Source organism: Variovorax pasteuri (genome assembly GCF_051216435.1).
Lineage (GTDB): Bacteria > Pseudomonadota > Gammaproteobacteria > Burkholderiales > Burkholderiaceae_C > Variovorax.
Window position 1 is genome coordinate 100,137 of the sequence record NZ_JBPJZS010000013.1, and the last position, 16,985, is coordinate 117,121.

Sequence of the window (16,985 nt, forward strand, 5' to 3'; positions counted from 1 at the left end):
TACCATCGGTTTTGCCACGCATGAAAACAAAGGACCGACCGTGTTCAAGTTCCTGTCTCGCGAGCCGGTGCACGACCCGCTGTCGGCACCCACCCCCACGGCCGAGACCACGGTCAAGACCACCACCTGCTACATGTGCGCGTGCCGCTGCGGCATTCGCGTGCACCTGCGCGACGGAGAGAAGGGGCCCGAGGTTCGCTACATCGACGGCAACCCGGACCATCCGCTGAACCAGGGCGTGATCTGCGCGAAGGGGTCGTCGGGCATCATGAAGCAGGTGTCGCCCGCGCGCATCACGCAGCCGCTGCTGCGCAAGGCCGGCAGCGAGCGCGGGGCGGGGGAGTTCGAGCCCATCAGCTGGGAACGCGCCTTCGACATGCTGACCGAGCGGCTCGGCAGGATTCGCGCGACCGACCCGAAGAAGTTCGCGCTGTTCACGGGGCGCGACCAGATGCAGGCGCTCACGGGCCTGTTCGCGCGGCAGTTCGGCACGCCCAACTATGCGGCGCACGGCGGCTTCTGCTCGGTGAACATGGCCGCGGGAATGATCTACACCATCGGCGGCAGCTTCTGGGAGTTCGGCGGTCCCGACCTGGATCGCGCCAAGCTGTTCGTGATGATCGGCACGGCCGAAGACCACCACAGCAATCCGATGAAGATCGCCATCGCCAAGTTCAAGCGCGCGGGCGGCCGCTTCATCTCGATCAACCCGGTGCGCACCGGGTACTCGGCGATTGCGGACGAGTGGATTCCGATCAAGCCCGGCACCGACGGCGCGCTCTTCATGGCGCTGCTCCACGAGCTGATTGCGAGCGACCTGCTCGACCATGCGTTCCTGAAGCGCTTCACCAACGCGCCGCAGCTGGTGGTGCTCGACGACTGCGAGCGGCAGGGGCTGTTCGCTTTCGACCCCGACCCGCAGCGCGGGCCGCCCGGGGACGGCCGCAACCCGCACAACAAGCTGGTGTGGGACACGGCGAGCGGCAGCGTGAAGAACGCCTACCCCGAAGGCATTGCAGACGGCTGCGACCCCGCGCTGGAAGGCCACTACACGCTGGCCGACGGCACGCGCGTGGCGCCGTCGTTCCAGCTGCTGCGCGAACGCGTGGCCAGCTGCACGCCCGAGTGGGCGCAGGCCATCACCGGCATCGACGCGGCGCGCATTCGCCAACTGGCGCGCGAGATGGGCGAGACAGCGCTCAAGCAGGCCTTCGAGCTGCCCATTCCATGGACCGACGCCTGGGGCAAGCAGCACCCGAGCACGCAGGCACGCCCGGTGGCGTTCCATGCGATGCGCGGGCTTGCGGCGCACTCCAACGGTTTCCAGACGGTGCGTGCGCTCGCGGTGCTGATGAGCGTGCTCGGCACCATCGACGCGCCGGGCGGCTTTCGGCACAAGGCGCCGTACCCGCGCCACATCGTGCCGAACTACCGGGCCTTCAACGACCCCGGCATGATCCAGCCGAACACGCCGCTCAATGCGGCGCCGCTGGGCTTTCCGGCCAGCCCCGACGAGCTGGCGATCAACCCCGACGGCTCGCCCATCCGCATCGACCATGCGTTTTCGTGGGAGCACCCGCTGTCGGCGCACGGGCTCATGCACAACGTGATCACCAACGCGGCGAAGGGCGACCCATACCGCCTCGACACGCTGATGATCTTCATGGCCAACATGGCCTGGAACTCCAGCATGAACACCATGGGCGTGCGCGAAATGCTCAACCGCAAGGACGAGAAGGGCGAGCACATGATTCCCTTCCTGGTGGTGTGCGATGCCTTCCAGAGCGAGACCGTGGCCTTTGCCGACCTGGTGCTGCCCGACACGACGTACCTGGAGCGCCACGACGTGATGGGCATGCTCGACCGGCCGATCTCGGAGTTCGACGGGCCGGTGGATTCGGTGCGCGTGCCGGTGGTGCCGCCCACGGGCGAGTGCAAGCCTTTCCAGGAGGTGTTGATCGAGCTGGCCTCGCGGCTGAAGTTTCCGGCCTTCACCACGCCCGAGGGCGGGCGCAAGTACACGGGCTACCCGGACTTCGTCGTCAACTTCGAGCCGCAGCCGGGCATCGGCTTCCTGATGGGCTGGCGCGGCAAGGACGGCACCGAGCACCTGCGCGGCGCGCCGAACCCCAGGCAGTGGGAAGCCTATGCGCAGAACAACTGCGTGTTCCAGTACCACATGCCCGAGACCATGCACTACATGCGCAACTGGAACCGGGAGTACCTGGACTTTGCCAAGGACAAGGGCTGGCGCCAGCGCAACGACCCGGTGCAGCTGGCGCTGTATTCCGACACGCTGCAGAGCTTTCGCCTCGCGGCGCAGGGCAAGAGCGCCGGACGGCAGCCGCCCGATGCGCTGCGCGAGCGCATCGACACGTACTTCGATCCGCTGCCGTTCTGGTATCCGCCGCTGGAAGAAGCCGCGACCGATCTCGCCGCGTATCCGCTCAATGCGCTCACGCAAAGGCCGATGGCGATGTACCACTCGTGGGACTCGCAGAACGCGTGGCTGCGGCAGATCCACAGCCACAACTACCTGCATGTGAACCCGCTGACCGCGCAGGCCGCAGGCATTGCCGACGGCGGCTGGTGCTGGGTGGAAAGCCGCTGGGGCCAGGTGCGCTGCATGCTGCGCTACAGCGAGGCGGTGGAGCCGGGCACGGTGTGGACGTGGAACGCGATCGGCAAGGCCGATGGCGCGTGGCAGCTCGCACCCGGCTCGGACGAGGCGCGCAAGGGCTTCCTGCTGAACCACCTGATCAGCGAGGAGCTGCCTTGTGCGGGAACGGCGAGCGGGATCATCAGCAATTCGGACCCGATCACCGGGCAGGCCGGGTGGTACGACGTGCGGGTGCGCATACGGCCGGCGGAGCCGGGCGAGCCGGAAGAGAGCTTTCCGCAGATGGGGAGCATGCCGTCGGTGCCGGGGGTGCTGGGGAAGGCGGCGAGTGTGTTGACGTACTTTGCGGGGAGGGGGAAGAAATGATGCAGTGGTTGAAGGATTTGATGGCCCCGGTATCGCGCCCTCCCCCTCTGGGGGAGGGCGGGGGTGGGGGCATCGGCGTTGGAGCCGGAAGCCTCGTTGCATTGAAGGCCGACGTGCCCCCACCCCAGCCCTCCCCCAGAGGGGGAGGGAGTCATGCCAACACCGTGCGCGCCGAGCCCGGCGAAACACTGGCCAAGCAACTCGCCCTCGTCATCGACCTCAACGTCTGCGTCGGTTGCCACGCCTGCGTCACCTCCTGCAAGCAATGGAACACCTCCGGCAGCGCCGGCCCGCTGGCCGACGAGCGCCCCTATGCCGCCAACCCCACCGGCACCTTCTTCAACCGCGTGCAGACCTACGAGGCCGGCGCCTTTCCCGCCACCGAGACCATCCACTTCCCCAAGAGCTGCCTGCACTGCGAAGACCCGCCGTGCGTGCCCGTGTGCCCCACGGGCGCAAGCTACAAGCGCAAGGAAGACGGTATCGTGCTGGTCGACTACGACAAGTGCATCGGCTGCAAGTACTGCGCGTGGGCCTGCCCCTACGGCGCGCGCGAGCTCGACGAAGAACGCCAGGTCATGACCAAGTGCACCCTGTGCGTGGACCGCATCTACGACGAGCACTTGCCCAAGGAAGACCGCAAGCCCGCCTGCGTGAAGGCCTGCCCCACGGGCGCGCGCATCTTCGGCGACGTGAAAGACCCGGACTCCGATGTCTCCAAAGCCATCCGCGAGCGCGGCGGCTACCAGCTGATGCCCGAGTGGGACACGAACCCGGCGAACCAGTACCTGCCGCGGCACATCACGCAGCCGGCGCAGGCACCGGAGTAGCCGCATGCATCCCGCGTTCTCGATTCTTTTCTTCACCACGTTGGCAGGCGCGGCGCAGGGGCTGGTGTTCACGCTTGCGCTGGCCGCGCTCTTCGGGCTGGAACTGGCGCCAGGCTTCTTGAGCCTGGCACTGGGTGTTGCCGAGGTGCTGCTGGTGGCGGGCCTGGCCGCATCGTTCATGCACCTGGGCCGCAAGACACGCGCATGGCGCGCGGTGCTGATGTGGCGCACCTCGTGGATGTCGCGCGAGGTCATCGTGCTGCCGGCGTTCATTGCGCTGGTGGGGCTGTGGTGGCTGTCGCTGCACTTCGGCTTCGGCGCGCCGTGGTCGTGGCTGCTGCCGCTGGGGGTGCTGTGCGGCGCTGTGCTGCTCTGGTACTGCACCGCGATGATCTACGCCTGCCTGCGCTTCATCGAGGAATGGGCGCATCCGCTGACCGTCGTCAACTTCACGCTGATCGGGTTGTCGTCGGGGCTGATGCTGGCCTGTGCGATGGCGGCGCTGGCCGGAGAGGCGCGCTTCGTGCAGGTGTTCGGGCCGTGGGCGCTGGTCGCCACGCTGGCGGCCTGGGCGGCGCGCGGCAAGGCGCTGCGGCGCAATGCAGGCATCCGCCACAAGTCGACGCTGCAATCGGCCACCGGCATCCGCACGCACAAGCTGGTGCAGAAGTCGATGGGCATGTCGGCCGGGTCGTTCAACACGCGCGAGTTCTTTCATGGTGCGTCGCTGGTGGCGCTGAAGAACATGAAGCTCGGCTTCCTGCTGCTGGCCTTCGTGGTGCCTGCGCTGCTGGTGGTGTGGGCGATGGCGAGCGCGGCCGTCGTGCCATGGTTGCTCGCGGTGGCGGTTCAGGCGCCGGGCCTGCTGGCCGAGCGCTGGTTCTTCTTCGCGCAGGCGAAGCATCCGCAGAACCTGTATTACCAGGTGGTGTCTTAGCTCTCGAAACCCCGAAGCCGTGGCACGATGCGCCGCCATGAACTTCCGTCAATTGCGCTACTTCTGCGAGGTGGTCGACAGCGGCACCCTCGCGCGGGCCGCGGAACGCTTGTTCGTCGCGCCCACCGCCATCAGCATGCAGATCGCTCAACTGGAGCAAGGCCTCGGTGGTGCCTTGTTCGATCGCACCGCCAAGCCCATGACGCTGACGCCGCTCGGGCTGTTCTTCCTGCCTCGGGCCAGGGAATTGCTGGCCAACGGCCAAAGGCTGGAAGAAGAGACCCGCGACGTGGCCACGGGCAAGAGCGGCTGGCTCGGCATCGGCTTCGTTCGCTCGCTGCTCAACTCCATCGTGCCGGCCGCGGTGCGGGCCTTTCGGCACAAGCACCCCGACGTCAAGCTGGAACTTGTCGAACTGCTGTCCGAACACCAGCCGGCGCAGCTGCGCAGCGGACGCATCCACATCGGCCTGTCGCGCTTCGCCGCGCCGCCGGAGCCGCCCGCGGACCTGCGGCATGTGGCGCTTTTCGAAGATCCGTTCGCCGTCGTCGTTCCAGCGGATCACCGGTCGGTCAAGCGCGGCAGGATCTCCCTGGCCGAGCTGTCGAAATTGCCGCTGATCAGCTACCCCAAGGACCCGCAAAGCTCCTTCGCACAGCAGGTGATCGCGCGGCTGCGCGAGGCAGGTGCCGAGCCGCGCGTGGGGCACGAGGCCATCGAGATCCACACCGCGCTCGGACTCGTCGCCGCAGGCCTTGGCTTTGCAGTCGTGGGCGCCTCGGTGGCGCAGCGCGGGCAGAGCGACGTGGCCTTCGTCAGGCTGGCCGAACTCAAGGCCTGCACCACGGTGGTGGCCGTGACGCGCGTCGACGAAGAGGGACCGCTGGTCGCTTCGATGCTCAAGACCCTGGCATCCGCGCGGCCTGCGTCGTAGAACTTCAGAATAGCTGAAGATATCTGCAGAAAACGGCAATATCGTTCACGAGTTCATGGGGTGATCATCCGCACCCATGAGACAAGAATCACACGACACGGCCCTTGAGCGCCTGCGCCAGTTGGGCACGGCCACCGTCTACGAGGCGCAGGGTGCGCGCGGCGCGTTCGACAGCGGGCTGAAGCCGCTCGATCCGGCCAGCCGCCTCGTGGGCCCGGCCCTCACGGTGGACATGCGGCCCGCGGACAACCTCATGCTGCACTATGCGCTGCTCAAGGCGAAGCCGGGCGATGTGCTGGTGGTCGACGCCAAGGGCTTCATGGAGGCCGGCCCGTGGGGCGATGTGCTGACGGAAGCGGCCTTGGCGCGCGGCGTGGCGGGCCTCGTCATCCACGGAGCGGTGCGCGATGCCGAGGCCATCGTACGGACGGGCTTTCCGGTGTTCTGCCGAGGGCTTTCGATCAAAGGCACCGGCAAGCACCAGCCCGGGCTGTTGAACGTGCCCTTGTGCATCGGCGACGTCTTGGTTCGGCCGGGCGACATCGTCGTCGGCGACCGCGACGGCTTGGTGATGGTGGAGCGCGATGCCGTCGACCTCGTGCTGGCGAGCGCAATGGCCCGCGAGGAGAAGGAGGCCAGATTCCGCCGCGCGATCGCGAACGGAAGTTCCACCGCGGAACTGCTCGGCCTGACCGACACCCTGCATCGCCTCGGCCTGCATTGAGGCGCGTGCGCACCACGGCCAGAACAACGAAACCCCCAGGAGACAAAACCCATGAACAAGCGAACCATCCTCAGGCTCTGCGCATGCGCAGCCGCGTTGGCAGCCACTGCATCCGCACTCCCGGCCTTTGCGCAGGCCTATCCGCAAAAATCCATACGCCTGATCGTTCCGTGGCCTGCGGGCGGTGCGACCGACTCGGTGGGCCGGTCGGTGGCCGAAGCCTTGCGTGTGCAACTGGGGCAGCCCGTCATCGTTGACAACATTGCCGGCGCAGGCGGCAACATCGGCACGCAGCAGTTCGTGCGGCAACCGCACGATGGCTACACGCTGCTGTTGGCCACGAGCTCGACCAACTCCGCCAACCCCTACCTCTACAAGCGCACTGGCTTCGACCCGATCAAGGACTTTGCGCCGGTCGCATCCCTGGCCGTCATACCGAGCGTGATGGTGGTGGCGGCCGGCTCACCCTACAAGACGCCCGCGGACATCGTCAATGCCGCCAAGGCCAAGCCGGGCTCGCTGTCCTTCGGTTCGGGCGGTGTCGGCAATTCGGCGCATCTGGCGGGTGAGCTCTTCAAATCGGTGGCCGGCATCGACGTCATTCACGTGCCCTACAAGGGCAGTTCGCCGGCGTTGACCGACGTGATGGCAGGCCAGCTTGACTACATGCTCGACACCGGCGCGTACGGCCAGGTCAAGGGCGCAAAGATCCGCGCGATTGCCGTTGCCTCGGACAGGCGTCATCCCATGCTGCCGGGCGTGCCGACCTTCGACGAGCTCGGGATCAAGGGCATGCACATGAATGCCTGGTATGGACTGGCCGCACCGGCGGGCACACCACCCGCGGTGGTCGAGCGGCTCAACGCGGCGGTGCAAACGGCCTTCAAGAGCGGGGACCTGAGCAAGCGGCTGGCTGACATCGGCGCCGAAGTGAAACCTGGCGACGCCGCAAGCTTCGCCGCCTTCTGGAAGTCCGAGCTCGAGCGTTACGCGGGTCTTGTGAAGCTCACTGGCGCATCATTGGATTGATGAGCACAGGCATCGCGCTGCTAGACGCACCGGGCGCTCGTCGACCGCCCAGCGACGCAGTGAAGCCCGAGCTCACGCTCGAGTGCAGCACCTGCGCTGTCATGAGCGCGCTAGGCCGTAGGGGCCGCTATGCAGGCGAGGTCGACAACGACCAGCGCGTGCAGCGGTTCACGTGCGATGGAAGCGCGATGGGGGAGCAGGGCAGCCGGCTCAGGCCCCGTAGTTCAGCGCCAGCCCCGGCGTGGGCCAGTCGTCGATGGCAATCAGCCGTCCGCTGCCCGAGAGCGTGACGAACGCCGTGCGGCGGTCGCGCCCGCCGAAGCAGATGTTGGTGGTGTAGCGGTCGGGCAGCGGCACGTGCTCGACGGTGCCACCGTCGGGCGCGACGATGCTGATGCCGCCGTGCAGCAGCGTGGCCACGCAGAGGTTGCCCAGCGCGTCGACGGCCATCGAATCGAAGCGCTGGTAGTGGCCGCCCGGCGAGGCGCAGAGCATGCGACCGCCATGCGGCGACGGCCAGCCGTCCTTTCGCACGCGGCCCGGCGCGGCGATGTCGAAGGCCCAGACGCGCGCACCTTCGGTCTCCGCGTAGTAGAGCGTCTGCCCGTCGGGCGACAGGGCGATGCCGTTGGGCGTCATCACCGGCCGCGCAATGGCGTGGGCTGCGCCGCCGTCGGCGTGGCCGTAGAACAGGCCGCCGCGGTCCATGTCGCGCTCGCGGGTCTTGCCCAGGTCGGTGAAGTAGAAGCCGCCGTGCGCGTCGAACACGATGTCGTTGGGCCCGCACAGCGCGCCGCCATCGACCGTGTCGTACAGGCGCTCGGCGCGGCCGGTGGCGAGGTTCACGCGTTCGATGCGGCCGCCCGAATAGTCGTTGGCCTGGCCGACGGGGCGCAGGCAGCCGTCGGCTTCGGTGTGCCATTGGAAGCCGCCGTTGTTGCACACGTACACCGCGCCGTCGGGCCCTATGGCCGCGCCGTTCGGCCCGCCGCCCAGGTCGGCCACCACCTGCACCAGGCCGTCGGCGCGCACGCGGGTGAGGGTGCCGCGGGCAATCTCCACCAGCAGCACCGAGCCGTCGTCCATGGCAATCGGGCCTTCGGGAAACTGCAGGCCGGTGGCGAGTTCACGGATGCGCATCGGAGCTCCTTGAATGGGCTTTGAGCCGGCCAGTTTGCTACCGGCTGCCCGCGCCGTGAGGCTCGTCGGGCGTTTTTTTTGCGCCAAGTCCTACGCCCGCCTCCTGCTCGAGAACAGTCAGATGGGGCCACCATGCAATCAAGCTTTCTGGACCATGCGCTCCTTCTTCTTCAGCAGCACGCCTATGCAAGGGTGCTGTGCGAGTTTCATCGCATGGAGGAGGCGCGGTGTCGGGCCGTTGATGTCGCGACCCACGGCCGGGTGAAGGCGCAGGTGCGCCTGGCAGTCTGCGAGCGGCGTCTGGCGGCGTACCGGGCCCAGCTAACCGATCCCGACAAGGCGGCGGCCGTTCGGGTGGCGAGGGCGCTGTACCTGCGGTTTCTGTTGAGCAGCGCGGGTGCGCGGCTGCAGCCCTGGTGCGACGGCGAAGACCTGTCGCACATGCCACGTTCGCACATGTTCGAATGGATCGCGCACGACTACGAGCAGCTCGAACTTGCGTCACTGGAAGACGCAATGACGCCCGCTGAAACGGCCTTGTACGCACGTTCCCTCGAGGGTGTGGACGACTGAAATCGGGGTGCCTGGGGGGCTACCAGCGCTTCCACCAAGGGTTGCGCGCCTGGCGCAGTTCCAGGTGGCGGGTGTCCAGCTCGTGCCGCGGCGGTGGGGGCGCACCCGCCATTCGCCTGAGTTCGACCTCCAGCGCGTGCGCGATGCCGCGCGCGTTGTGATCACCTCGCAACGCGCGCCTGCGCCACTCCGCAGCGAGAGCTGCAAGGCCGTTCTGATCCAGGTTTTGTGCTTCCACCATGGGCGCTGAGTCTTCCATGGCGCCCTGTACGTGCTTGTAGGCGCAACGGTCGAACGCGCGTGCGTGGAAATTACATGGCGCTACATCCTGGCCGTTGAACGAGTTCGCTACAATTGAGAACTATTCGTATTAATCTAGGGCGCAGTGCATTCCGCTGTGCGAAGAACCCATGCCGGCCGCCGAGTTCGTGTTGCAGCACGAGGTGCAATCGCTTTACAGCAACCACCATGGGTGGCTGCACGGCTGGCTGCGCAAGAAATTGGGCTGCTCGCACCACGCGGCCGACTTGGCGCACGACACCTTCGTGCGTGTGCTGAGCAAGACCGGGCCCGTGGCCGCGGCCGAACCGCGCGCCTACCTTGCGACCATCGCGCACGGCCTGGTGGTCGACTTCCACCGGCGCCGCGCGCTCGAACGCGCCTATCTCGAGACGCTGGCCGCGCTGCCGGAGCCGCAGACGCCGTCGCCCGAGGAGCGCGCCCTGGTGCTGGAGGCGCTCACCGCCATCGACGCGATGCTCGACGGCATGAAGCCGCCGGTCCGCCAGGCTTTCATCCTGTCGCAGCTCGACGGGCTGACCTACAAGGAGATCGCCGAGCGGCTCCATGTGACGGTGCGCACGGTCAACAACTACATGCTCAAGGCGCTGGAGCACTGCCACCTGCTGGCGCCGTGAAGCCCGTGTTCGAACGCACCCCGGACAGCGGCGGCATCGCGCTGCTGGCCCCCCGCGAAGCCGAGGTCCGCCGGCATGCGATTGCCTGGTACGCGCGCCTGTGCTCGGGCGAGGCGACCGATGCCGACCGCGAGGCCTGGCAACGCTGGCACCACGCACACCCCGACCATCAGCGCGCGTGGCAGCGGCTGGCGTCGATGCAGACGACGCTCAGGCGCGTGCCCGGGCACATCGCCGCGCCCACCTTGCGCGCGGCCCAGCCCGAGCGGCGCCGCGTGCTGCGCGGCCTGGCGGTGCTGGCCTCGGGCGGCTCGCTCGCGTACCTCTCCTGGCAGGCGGCGGACATGGGCGGCGTGCAGGGCGGCTGGCGCGCGTGGCTGGCGGACTACCGCACGGGCACCGGCGAGCAACGTTCCGTGCTGCTGGCAGACGGATCGCGGCTGATGCTGAACACCCGCACCTCGGCGGACGTGGCCATGGACGCATCGCATCGGCTCGTGACGCTGCGCGACGGCGAGATCCTCGTCGAGACGGCCAAGCCGCAAGCGCCCGCCGCCAGGGATGCGCGGCCCTTCATGGTGGCAACGCCGCAGGGCCGCATCCTTGCGCTGGGCACGCGCTTCACCGTGCGCACCCAGGGCGAGCGCACGGCCGTCACGGTGCTGGAAGACGCCGTCGAGATTCGCGCCGCGCAACGGCCCGGGCAAGTGGTGAGGCTGCGCGCGGGCCAGCAGGTGAGCTTCGGCAGCGACGGCATCGGCGAGCCGGGGCAGGCCGATGCCGGCGCGGCCGACTGGTCGCAGGGCAGTCTGGTCGTGAACGATTGGCGGCTCGACGAGGTGGTGGCCGAACTCTCGCGCTACCGGCGCGGACGGCTGGTGTGCGACGCGGCGGTGGCCGGCATCCGGGTGTCGGGAGCGTTTCCGCTGGACGACACCGACAAGGCGCTGGCCGTTCTCACGCGGGCGTTTCCGGTGCGTGCGAGCGGCATGACGCGCTACTGGGTGTCGCTGGTGCCGGCCTGAGCGCGGGGCTGCTTTTGCCGCGTTTCAAAAAATATCTTCGCCATTTCTTTCATCTTTTCCGGTTTCGTTCGGCCTACCCCTAAGAACCATGGCGAGCGCCATGGACAGCCCTCCATGCCGAAGGAAGCCCGAATGCCCGTGCACCCGTCTCTCACCCCCGTTCGCAAGGCGCTGTGCCTGCTGGCGGCCGCCCTTGCGATGCCGCTGGCGGCCGCTGCCGCCGAGCCCGCCGCCGGCGCTCCTGCGCAAAGCGCCGCAACCAGGGCCTACCGCATCGATGCCGGACCGCTGGCGTCGGTGCTGGGGCGCTTTGCCGCGGCCTCGGGTGTGGCGCTGTCGTTCGACCCCGCGAGCACGAAGGACCTGAAGTCCGGCGGCCTGCAAGGCAACTACACGGTGCGCGCGGGATTCGCAGCGCTGCTGTCGGGCACGGGCCTGGAGGCGGTGGAGGGTGGCGCGGGCGAGTTCACGCTGCGCAAGGCCGCAGCGGCGCAGGCGGCCTCCGCGGCAGACGCCGAGGACGCCGACGGCACGCTGCCCGCGGTGCGCGTGGTGGCCCGCGCGGCGCCCGTGCCGGCAGACGCCGACGACCGCTACCAGCCCACGCCCGACGCATCGACCCTGCGCACGACCGCGCCGGTGCTGGAGATTCCGCAGGTGGTGAACGTGGTGCCGGCACAGGTCGTTCGCGACCAGCGCCCGCGCAACATCGACGACGCGCTCACCAACGTCAGCGGCATCAACCAGGGCAACACCCTGGCCGGCACGCAGGACACGATCATGAAGCGCGGCTTCGGCGGCAACCGCGACGGCTCGATCATGCACAACGGCATGCCGCTGGTGCAGGGCCGCGGCATGAACGCGGCGGCCGAGAGCGTCGAGGTGCTCAAGGGCCCGTCGTCGCTGCTGTACGGCCTGATGGACCCGGGCGGTGTGGTCAACGTGGTCAGCAAGAAGCCGCAGTTGCGCCAGCGCACCTCGCTGTCGCTGCTGGGCTCGGGCTATGCGGGCGGGCGCAACGGCAGCGGCGCCACGCTGGACACCACCGGTCCCATCGGCGAGAACGGCCTGGCGTACCGGTTGATCGCCGACCATGTGGACGAGGACTACTGGCGCAACTTCGGCAGGCACCGCGAGACGCTGGTGGCGCCGTCGCTCGCCTGGTACGGCGACGACACGCAGGCCGTGTTCTGGTACGAGTACCGCAAGTACGTGACACCCTTCGACCGCGGCACCGCGCTCGACCCGCGCACCCAGCGCCCGCTCGCGCTGCCAAAAACGCAGCGCCTGGACGAGCCCTTCAACGAAATGAGCGGCGAGACGCATCTGGCGCAGCTGTCGGTCGACCACCAGTTCGGCGGCGGCTGGGCCGGCCATGTGAACCTGAGCTACAACCGCGAAACCTACGACGCCAACCAGCTGCGCGTGAACGGCATCAACACCACGCGCGGCACGCTCGCGCGCAGCAACGACGCCACGCACGGGGCGCTGAGCACCGACAGCTACGCCACGGCATACGTCGACGGCACGCTCGAGGCGGCCGGCATGCGCCACGACCTGCAGTTCGGCTGGGACGCCGAGTACCGCAAGATCTACCGCGCCGACCTGCTGCGCCAGGCGACCACGCGCACCTTCAACTACATCTTCCCGGTGTACGGGCTCGAGGCCCCGTCCAGCACCGTGTCTGCCAGCGACAGCGACCAGACCGACCGCTTGCACAACCAGTCGCTGTTCCTGCAGGACTCGATTCACCTGAGCGACCGCTGGATCGCCGTGGCCGCGCTGCGCTACCAGGCCTGGACCCAGCTGGCGGGGCGCGGGCGCCCGTTCAAGGTGAACACCGACACCGACGGCTCCAAGCTGCTGCCGCGCCTGGGGCTGATCTACAAGTGGAGCGACACGGTGTCGCTGTACGGCAGCTACACCCAGTCGCTGAAGCCGGCCTCGACCATCGCGCCGCTGTCCAGCGGCTATGTGCTCGATGCGTCGGTGAAGCCCGAAGAGGCCAAGTCGTGGGAGCTGGGCGCCAAGCTCGAGCTGCTGGGCGGCATGACGGGCACCGTGGCGCTGTTCGACATCCACAAGAAGAACGTGCTGGTCTCGCAGTTCAACGACGTGACCAAGCTGACCGACTGGCGCACCTCGGGCGCGGCCCGTTCGCGCGGCCTGGAGGTGGACGTGGCGGGCCAGCTGAGCAAGAACTGGAGCGCGATTGCGAGCTACGCCTACATCGATGCCAAGACCACGGAAGACCCGTTGTACGCGGGCAACCGGCTGTGGAACGTGGCGCGCCAGACAGCGTCGGTCTCGGTGGTGTACGACTTCGGCCAGGTGTTCGGCGGTGAAGGCCGGCTGCGCGTGGGGGGCGGTGCGCACCACGTGGGCAAGCGCGCGGGCGATTCGGCCAACAGCTTCGAGTTGCCGGGCTACACCACCGTCGACGCCTTCGCCACCTACGACACGCGCCTGTACGGCAAGAAGGTGAAGTTCCAGTTGAACGTGAAGAACCTGTTCGACAAGACCTACTACCCGTCGGCGGCGAACACCTATTTCATTGCCATGGGCGATGCACGGCAGGTTTCGTTCCTGACCACGTTCGAGTTCTGAAGATGAAGGCCGTGTCTCTTGCCGAGAGAATCAACCGGCGCCTCGCCGTCTTCCTGCTGGCGTGCGGCCTCGGCGCCAGCGTCCATGCCGCGCAGCCGGTGGCCCAGGAACGCAAGTTCGTGGTGATGCTGGTGCAGCGCGACGGACCGAGCCTGCCGGCCGACGAGAAGGTCAGGCAGCACCTCGAGAGCCGCGGTTTTGCCGTGGCGCTGCAGGACCAGTCGGCCGCGCCGACCGTGGCGGCCGGCGCGGACCTTGTCGTCATCTCGTCCAGCGTTGCGGCCAAGGACGTGAACCCCGCGTGGCGCCAGCTGCCCGTGCCGTTGCTCACCTGGGAAAACGACCTGCTCGACGACCTCGCCATGACCGGCAAGCGGCACGACACCGACTTCGGCGAGGCTGCGAAAGAACGCTACCTGTGGCTCGTCAACGCGCCGCATCCGATGGCGGCGGGTTTGCCGGCCGGTGTGACCAACGTCCACGTCAAGCAGGCCGGCATGAGCTGGGGCAAGCCCGGGCTGGGCGCCACCACCATCGCCACGCTGTACGGCCAACCCGAGAAGGCGGCGATCTTCGGCTACGAGAAGGGCGCCACCATGGACTGCGAGTCGCTCGCGCCGGCGCGCCGGGTGATGTTCTTCCTCGGCAACGACACCTTCACCAACCTCTCGCCCGCCGGGCGGCTGCTGTTCGACGCAGCGGTCGACTGGGCCGCCGGCATCCGCTGAAACAACAGATGAAATTTCCCTCGCTGCGCCAGCTCTGGTTCCAGCTGCACTGGTTCGTCGGCATCACCGCCGGCACGGTGCTGATCGTCATCGGCCTGAGCGGCGCGGTGCTGTCGTTTCGCGAGGAAATCATCGATGCCCTCAACCCGCACGGGCGCCATGTGCCGGCGCAGGCCGTGCAGCCGCTCACGCCGCCGCAACTGCTGGCGGCCGTGCGGCAGGCGTGGCCCGAAAGGCAGGTCGGCACGCTCGCGCTGTTCGCAAAGCCCGGTGCTGCGGCGCGCGTGATCTTCGCGCCGCCGAAGGGCGAGCGGCGCGGCGAAACCGTCTACCTCGACCCCTACACGGCCACCGCGCTGCCGCCGCTGGCCGGCGCGGAGTTCTTCGAATGGATCGAGGCGCTGCACCGCTGGCTGCTGTTGCCGCGCGAACCCGGGCGCGTGGCCACCGGCGTGCTGGCCGCCGGGCTGCTGCTGCTGTCGCTGTCCGGCCTGTACCTGCGCTGGCCGCGCCGCGTGCGCGACTGGCGCGCCTGGTTCACCTTCGACCCCGCGCTCAAGGGGCGCCCGTTCCTGTGGGGCCTGCATTCGGTGATGGGCACCTGCGCGCTGCTGATGTACCTGGTGTTCACCACCAGCGGGCTGTACTGGGCCTTCGATGGCCTGCGCGATCGCGTGGACGCATGGGCGGGATACCCGCGCGTGGCCGCGCAGCAGGCGCGCACGGCGCCGCGCGTGCGCAACATGGCGCGTGACGATGCCGCCGCGGTGGACATCGCACCGGCATGGGCCACCTTCGATCGGCACGCGAAAGAGACCGGTGGCTGGAGCGAAGTCATCCTGCGCGTGCCTTCCGGCGCCGCGCCGTCGGTGCTGTTCACCTGGCTCGACGCGGCGCCCGCGCACGAACGCGCGCGCAACCGCATGACGGTGAAGCTGCCCGGCGGCGACGTCGCGCAGGACGAACGGCATGACGCCAAGTCGGCGGGCGGGCGCTTCCTGGCAGCGATCTATCCGCTGCACATGGGCACCTATTTCGGCCTGCCGGGTCGCATCGCGATGACGCTGGCGGCCTTGATGCTGCCGATGTTCTCGGTGACCGGATGGCTGCTGTACCTCGACCGGCGGCGCAAGAAGCGCGTGGTGCGCGCCGAGCGGAGCGCGCTCGCGGCGACCTTGCGACCGGCCGATGGCACTGCGTCCGCGTCCGCATCCGCATCCGCACCGGAGCGCGTGCTCGTGGCCTTTGCGAGCCAGTCGGGCACGGCCGAAGGCATCGCGATGCGCAGCGCCGCCGCCCTGGAAGCGGCCGGCCTGCCCGTGACCGTGGCATCGATGGCGCGGCTCGACCCCGCGCAACTGCGCGAGCACCAGCGCCTGCTGATCGTCGCCAGCAGCTTCGGCGAGGGCGGCCCGCCCGACGCCGCGCGGCGCTTTGCACAACGGCTTGCGCAGGTCGGTGGCGAGGCGCTGTCGCACCTGCGCTATGGCCTGCTCGCGCTGGGCGACCGGCACTACGAGCGCTTCTGCGGCTTCGGCCACACGCTCGACCACGCGCTGGTGTCGGCCGGCGCGCAGTCGCTGTTTCCGATGGTCGAGGTGGACAACGGCGATGCCGGGGCGCTGGCGCTGTGGCGGCGGCAACTGGGTGCGCTGCGGGGGGCGTTGACCGGCGCCGGCGGCGAGCTTCTGGCTGATGCGGGCGATGCGGGCGATGCCGACGATGGGGTCGACGCCGTCGAGCCCTTCGCGGTGTGGACGCTGGCCGCGCGCCGCCTGCTCAACCCGGGCAGCCTGGGCTCTGCGCTCTACGAGATCGAACTTGCTGCCGGGCAGGGCGGCCTGCCGAACTGGCAACCCGGCGCACTGGTCGAACTGCGGCCGGGCCCCGCCGTCGCAGCGCGGCGCTACTCGGTGGCGTCGGTGCAGACCGAGGGGCACCTGCGGCTGCTGGTCCGGCAGGCGCGCCATGCGTCGGGGTTGGGCCTTGTCTCCGGCTGGCTCACCGCGCATGCGGCGCCGGGTGCGGAGGTGGAACTCCGGCTCGTGGCCAATCCAGGCTTCGCGCTCGTGGCAGACGAGCGCCCATGCATCTTCATCGGCAACGGCTCGGGCTATGCGGGCCTGCGGGGGCATCTGCGTGCGCGCGTGGAGCGCGGGCATGGCCGCAACTGGCTGCTGTTCGGCGAGCGGCAGCGCGCGCACGACGCCTTCTTCGCGCAGGAGGTGGCGCAATGGCAGGCGCAGGGCCGCATCGAGCGCGCGGACTTCGCGTTCTCGCGCGACCAGCCCGAGCGCATCTACGTGCAGGACCTGCTGCGCGACGCCTCGGTCGCGCTGCGCCGCTGGATCGACGAAGGCGCGGTGGTGTACGTGTGCGGCAGCCTGAACGGCATGGCCGGCGGGGTCGATGCCGTGCTTGAGGACATGCTGGGACGCGACGCCCTCGACGACCTCGTCGCGCAGGGCCGCTACCGCCGGGACGTGTACTAGGAGGTACCGGACCGGCCCACGCGGATGGGCCGGGTTGGTTAGCATCGGCAGCCCATCCCGCCG

Annotated in this window: 14 protein-coding genes; 12 read left to right on the forward strand and 2 right to left on the reverse strand. The window is 68.8% G+C overall.

From position 1 onward, the window contains the following. Positions 1 to 40 precede the first annotated feature (40 nt). From ACSFBM_RS31135 to ACSFBM_RS31160, 6 genes are all read left to right on the forward strand, one after another. Complete coding sequence (locus ACSFBM_RS31135; protein ID WP_435487841.1) at positions 41 to 2,986, forward strand: molybdopterin oxidoreductase family protein; 2,946 nt, start codon at positions 41 to 43, stop codon at positions 2,984 to 2,986. Then, positions 2,983 to 3,816: a 4Fe-4S dicluster domain-containing protein gene (locus ACSFBM_RS31140; RefSeq protein WP_435487842.1), complete on the forward strand. Its 834-nt coding sequence runs from the start codon at positions 2,983 to 2,985 to the stop codon at positions 3,814 to 3,816. The genes ACSFBM_RS31135 and ACSFBM_RS31140 overlap by 4 nt, the downstream gene beginning before the upstream one ends. 4 nt (positions 3,817 to 3,820) lie before the next feature. Then, positions 3,821 to 4,753 carry a dimethyl sulfoxide reductase anchor subunit family protein gene (locus ACSFBM_RS31145; RefSeq protein WP_435487843.1) on the forward strand — a complete coding sequence of 311 codons (933 nt, stop codon included), beginning with the start codon at positions 3,821 to 3,823 and terminating at the stop codon, positions 4,751 to 4,753. Between the two features lie 37 nt (positions 4,754 to 4,790). Beyond that, positions 4,791 to 5,687: a LysR family transcriptional regulator gene (locus tag ACSFBM_RS31150; RefSeq protein WP_435487844.1), complete on the forward strand. Its 897-nt coding sequence runs from the start codon at positions 4,791 to 4,793 to the stop codon at positions 5,685 to 5,687. A 76-nt stretch (positions 5,688 to 5,763) separates the two neighbouring features. Next, positions 5,764 to 6,411, forward strand: a complete 648-nt coding sequence (locus ACSFBM_RS31155; protein WP_435487845.1) for a 4-carboxy-4-hydroxy-2-oxoadipate aldolase/oxaloacetate decarboxylase — start codon at positions 5,764 to 5,766, stop codon at positions 6,409 to 6,411. Positions 6,412 to 6,462: 51 nt separating this feature from the next. Continuing rightward, positions 6,463 to 7,440, forward strand: a complete 978-nt coding sequence (locus ACSFBM_RS31160) for a Bug family tripartite tricarboxylate transporter substrate binding protein (RefSeq protein WP_435487846.1) — start codon at positions 6,463 to 6,465, stop codon at positions 7,438 to 7,440. A 210-nt stretch (positions 7,441 to 7,650) separates the two neighbouring features. On the opposite strand, the gene ACSFBM_RS31165 is transcribed toward ACSFBM_RS31160, so the two are convergent. Next, positions 7,651 to 8,580: an SMP-30/gluconolactonase/LRE family protein gene (locus ACSFBM_RS31165; RefSeq protein WP_435487847.1), complete on the reverse strand. Its 930-nt coding sequence runs from the start codon at positions 8,578 to 8,580 to the stop codon at positions 7,651 to 7,653. Positions 8,581 to 8,712: 132 nt separating this feature from the next. Here ACSFBM_RS31165 and ACSFBM_RS31170 point away from each other — a divergent pair, with 132 nt between their 5' ends. After that, positions 8,713 to 9,153 carry a hypothetical protein gene (locus ACSFBM_RS31170; RefSeq protein WP_435487848.1) on the forward strand — a complete coding sequence of 147 codons (441 nt, stop codon included), beginning with the start codon at positions 8,713 to 8,715 and terminating at the stop codon, positions 9,151 to 9,153. Positions 9,154 to 9,172: 19 nt separating this feature from the next. Here ACSFBM_RS31170 and ACSFBM_RS31175 read toward each other — a convergent pair whose 3' ends face one another. Further along, on the reverse strand, positions 9,173 to 9,394 hold the full coding sequence (locus ACSFBM_RS31175) for a hypothetical protein (protein WP_435487849.1): 222 nt from the start codon (positions 9,392 to 9,394) through the stop codon (positions 9,173 to 9,175). 169 nt (positions 9,395 to 9,563) lie between these two features. Between ACSFBM_RS31175 and ACSFBM_RS31180 the strand changes: the two genes are divergently transcribed. From ACSFBM_RS31180 to ACSFBM_RS31200, 5 genes are all read left to right on the forward strand, one after another. Then, the gene (locus ACSFBM_RS31180) at positions 9,564 to 10,070 is read left to right on the forward strand and encodes a sigma-70 family RNA polymerase sigma factor (protein ID WP_435487850.1); all 507 of its coding nucleotides are present in this window, start codon (positions 9,564 to 9,566) and stop codon (positions 10,068 to 10,070) included. A gap of 5 nt (positions 10,071 to 10,075) precedes the next feature. Then, positions 10,076 to 11,095 (forward strand): FecR domain-containing protein, encoded by a 1,020-nt coding sequence (locus tag ACSFBM_RS31185; protein ID WP_435487851.1) that lies wholly within the window; start codon positions 10,076 to 10,078, stop codon positions 11,093 to 11,095. Between the two features lie 114 nt (positions 11,096 to 11,209). Then, positions 11,210 to 13,702, forward strand: coding sequence for a TonB-dependent siderophore receptor (locus ACSFBM_RS31190; protein ID WP_435487852.1), 2,493 nt, complete (start codon positions 11,210 to 11,212; stop codon positions 13,700 to 13,702). 2 nt (positions 13,703 to 13,704) lie between these two features. Continuing rightward, entirely contained in the window at positions 13,705 to 14,430 is a 726-nt protein-coding gene (locus tag ACSFBM_RS31195) for a hypothetical protein (RefSeq protein WP_435487853.1), read from the forward strand. An 8-nt stretch (positions 14,431 to 14,438) separates the two neighbouring features. Continuing rightward, positions 14,439 to 16,922, forward strand: a complete 2,484-nt coding sequence (locus tag ACSFBM_RS31200; protein ID WP_435487854.1) for a PepSY domain-containing protein — start codon at positions 14,439 to 14,441, stop codon at positions 16,920 to 16,922. Positions 16,923 to 16,985 lie beyond the last annotated feature (63 nt).

What these genes read in the sequence shown, in the direction of transcription:
- ACSFBM_RS31165 (WP_435487847.1), bottom strand. Translation starts at nt 8,580, where the DNA reads ATGCGCATCCGTGAACTCGCCACCGGCCTGCAGTTTCCCGAAGGCCCG.
- ACSFBM_RS31145 (WP_435487843.1), top strand. Translation starts at nt 3,821, where the DNA reads ATGCATCCCGCGTTCTCGATTCTTTTCTTCACCACGTTGGCAGGCGCG.
- ACSFBM_RS31140 (WP_435487842.1), top strand. Translation starts at nt 2,983, where the DNA reads ATGATGCAGTGGTTGAAGGATTTGATGGCCCCGGTATCGCGCCCTCCC.
- ACSFBM_RS31160 (WP_435487846.1), top strand. Translation starts at nt 6,463, where the DNA reads ATGAACAAGCGAACCATCCTCAGGCTCTGCGCATGCGCAGCCGCGTTG.
- ACSFBM_RS31170 (WP_435487848.1), top strand. Translation starts at nt 8,713, where the DNA reads ATGCAATCAAGCTTTCTGGACCATGCGCTCCTTCTTCTTCAGCAGCAC.
- ACSFBM_RS31195 (WP_435487853.1), top strand. Translation starts at nt 13,705, where the DNA reads ATGAAGGCCGTGTCTCTTGCCGAGAGAATCAACCGGCGCCTCGCCGTC.
- ACSFBM_RS31175 (WP_435487849.1), bottom strand. Translation starts at nt 9,394, where the DNA reads ATGGTGGAAGCACAAAACCTGGATCAGAACGGCCTTGCAGCTCTCGCT.
- ACSFBM_RS31200 (WP_435487854.1), top strand. Translation starts at nt 14,439, where the DNA reads ATGAAATTTCCCTCGCTGCGCCAGCTCTGGTTCCAGCTGCACTGGTTC.
- ACSFBM_RS31180 (WP_435487850.1), top strand. Translation starts at nt 9,564, where the DNA reads ATGCCGGCCGCCGAGTTCGTGTTGCAGCACGAGGTGCAATCGCTTTAC.
- ACSFBM_RS31150 (WP_435487844.1), top strand. Translation starts at nt 4,791, where the DNA reads ATGAACTTCCGTCAATTGCGCTACTTCTGCGAGGTGGTCGACAGCGGC.
- ACSFBM_RS31155 (WP_435487845.1), top strand. Translation starts at nt 5,764, where the DNA reads ATGAGACAAGAATCACACGACACGGCCCTTGAGCGCCTGCGCCAGTTG.
- ACSFBM_RS31190 (WP_435487852.1), top strand. Translation starts at nt 11,210, where the DNA reads ATGCCGAAGGAAGCCCGAATGCCCGTGCACCCGTCTCTCACCCCCGTT.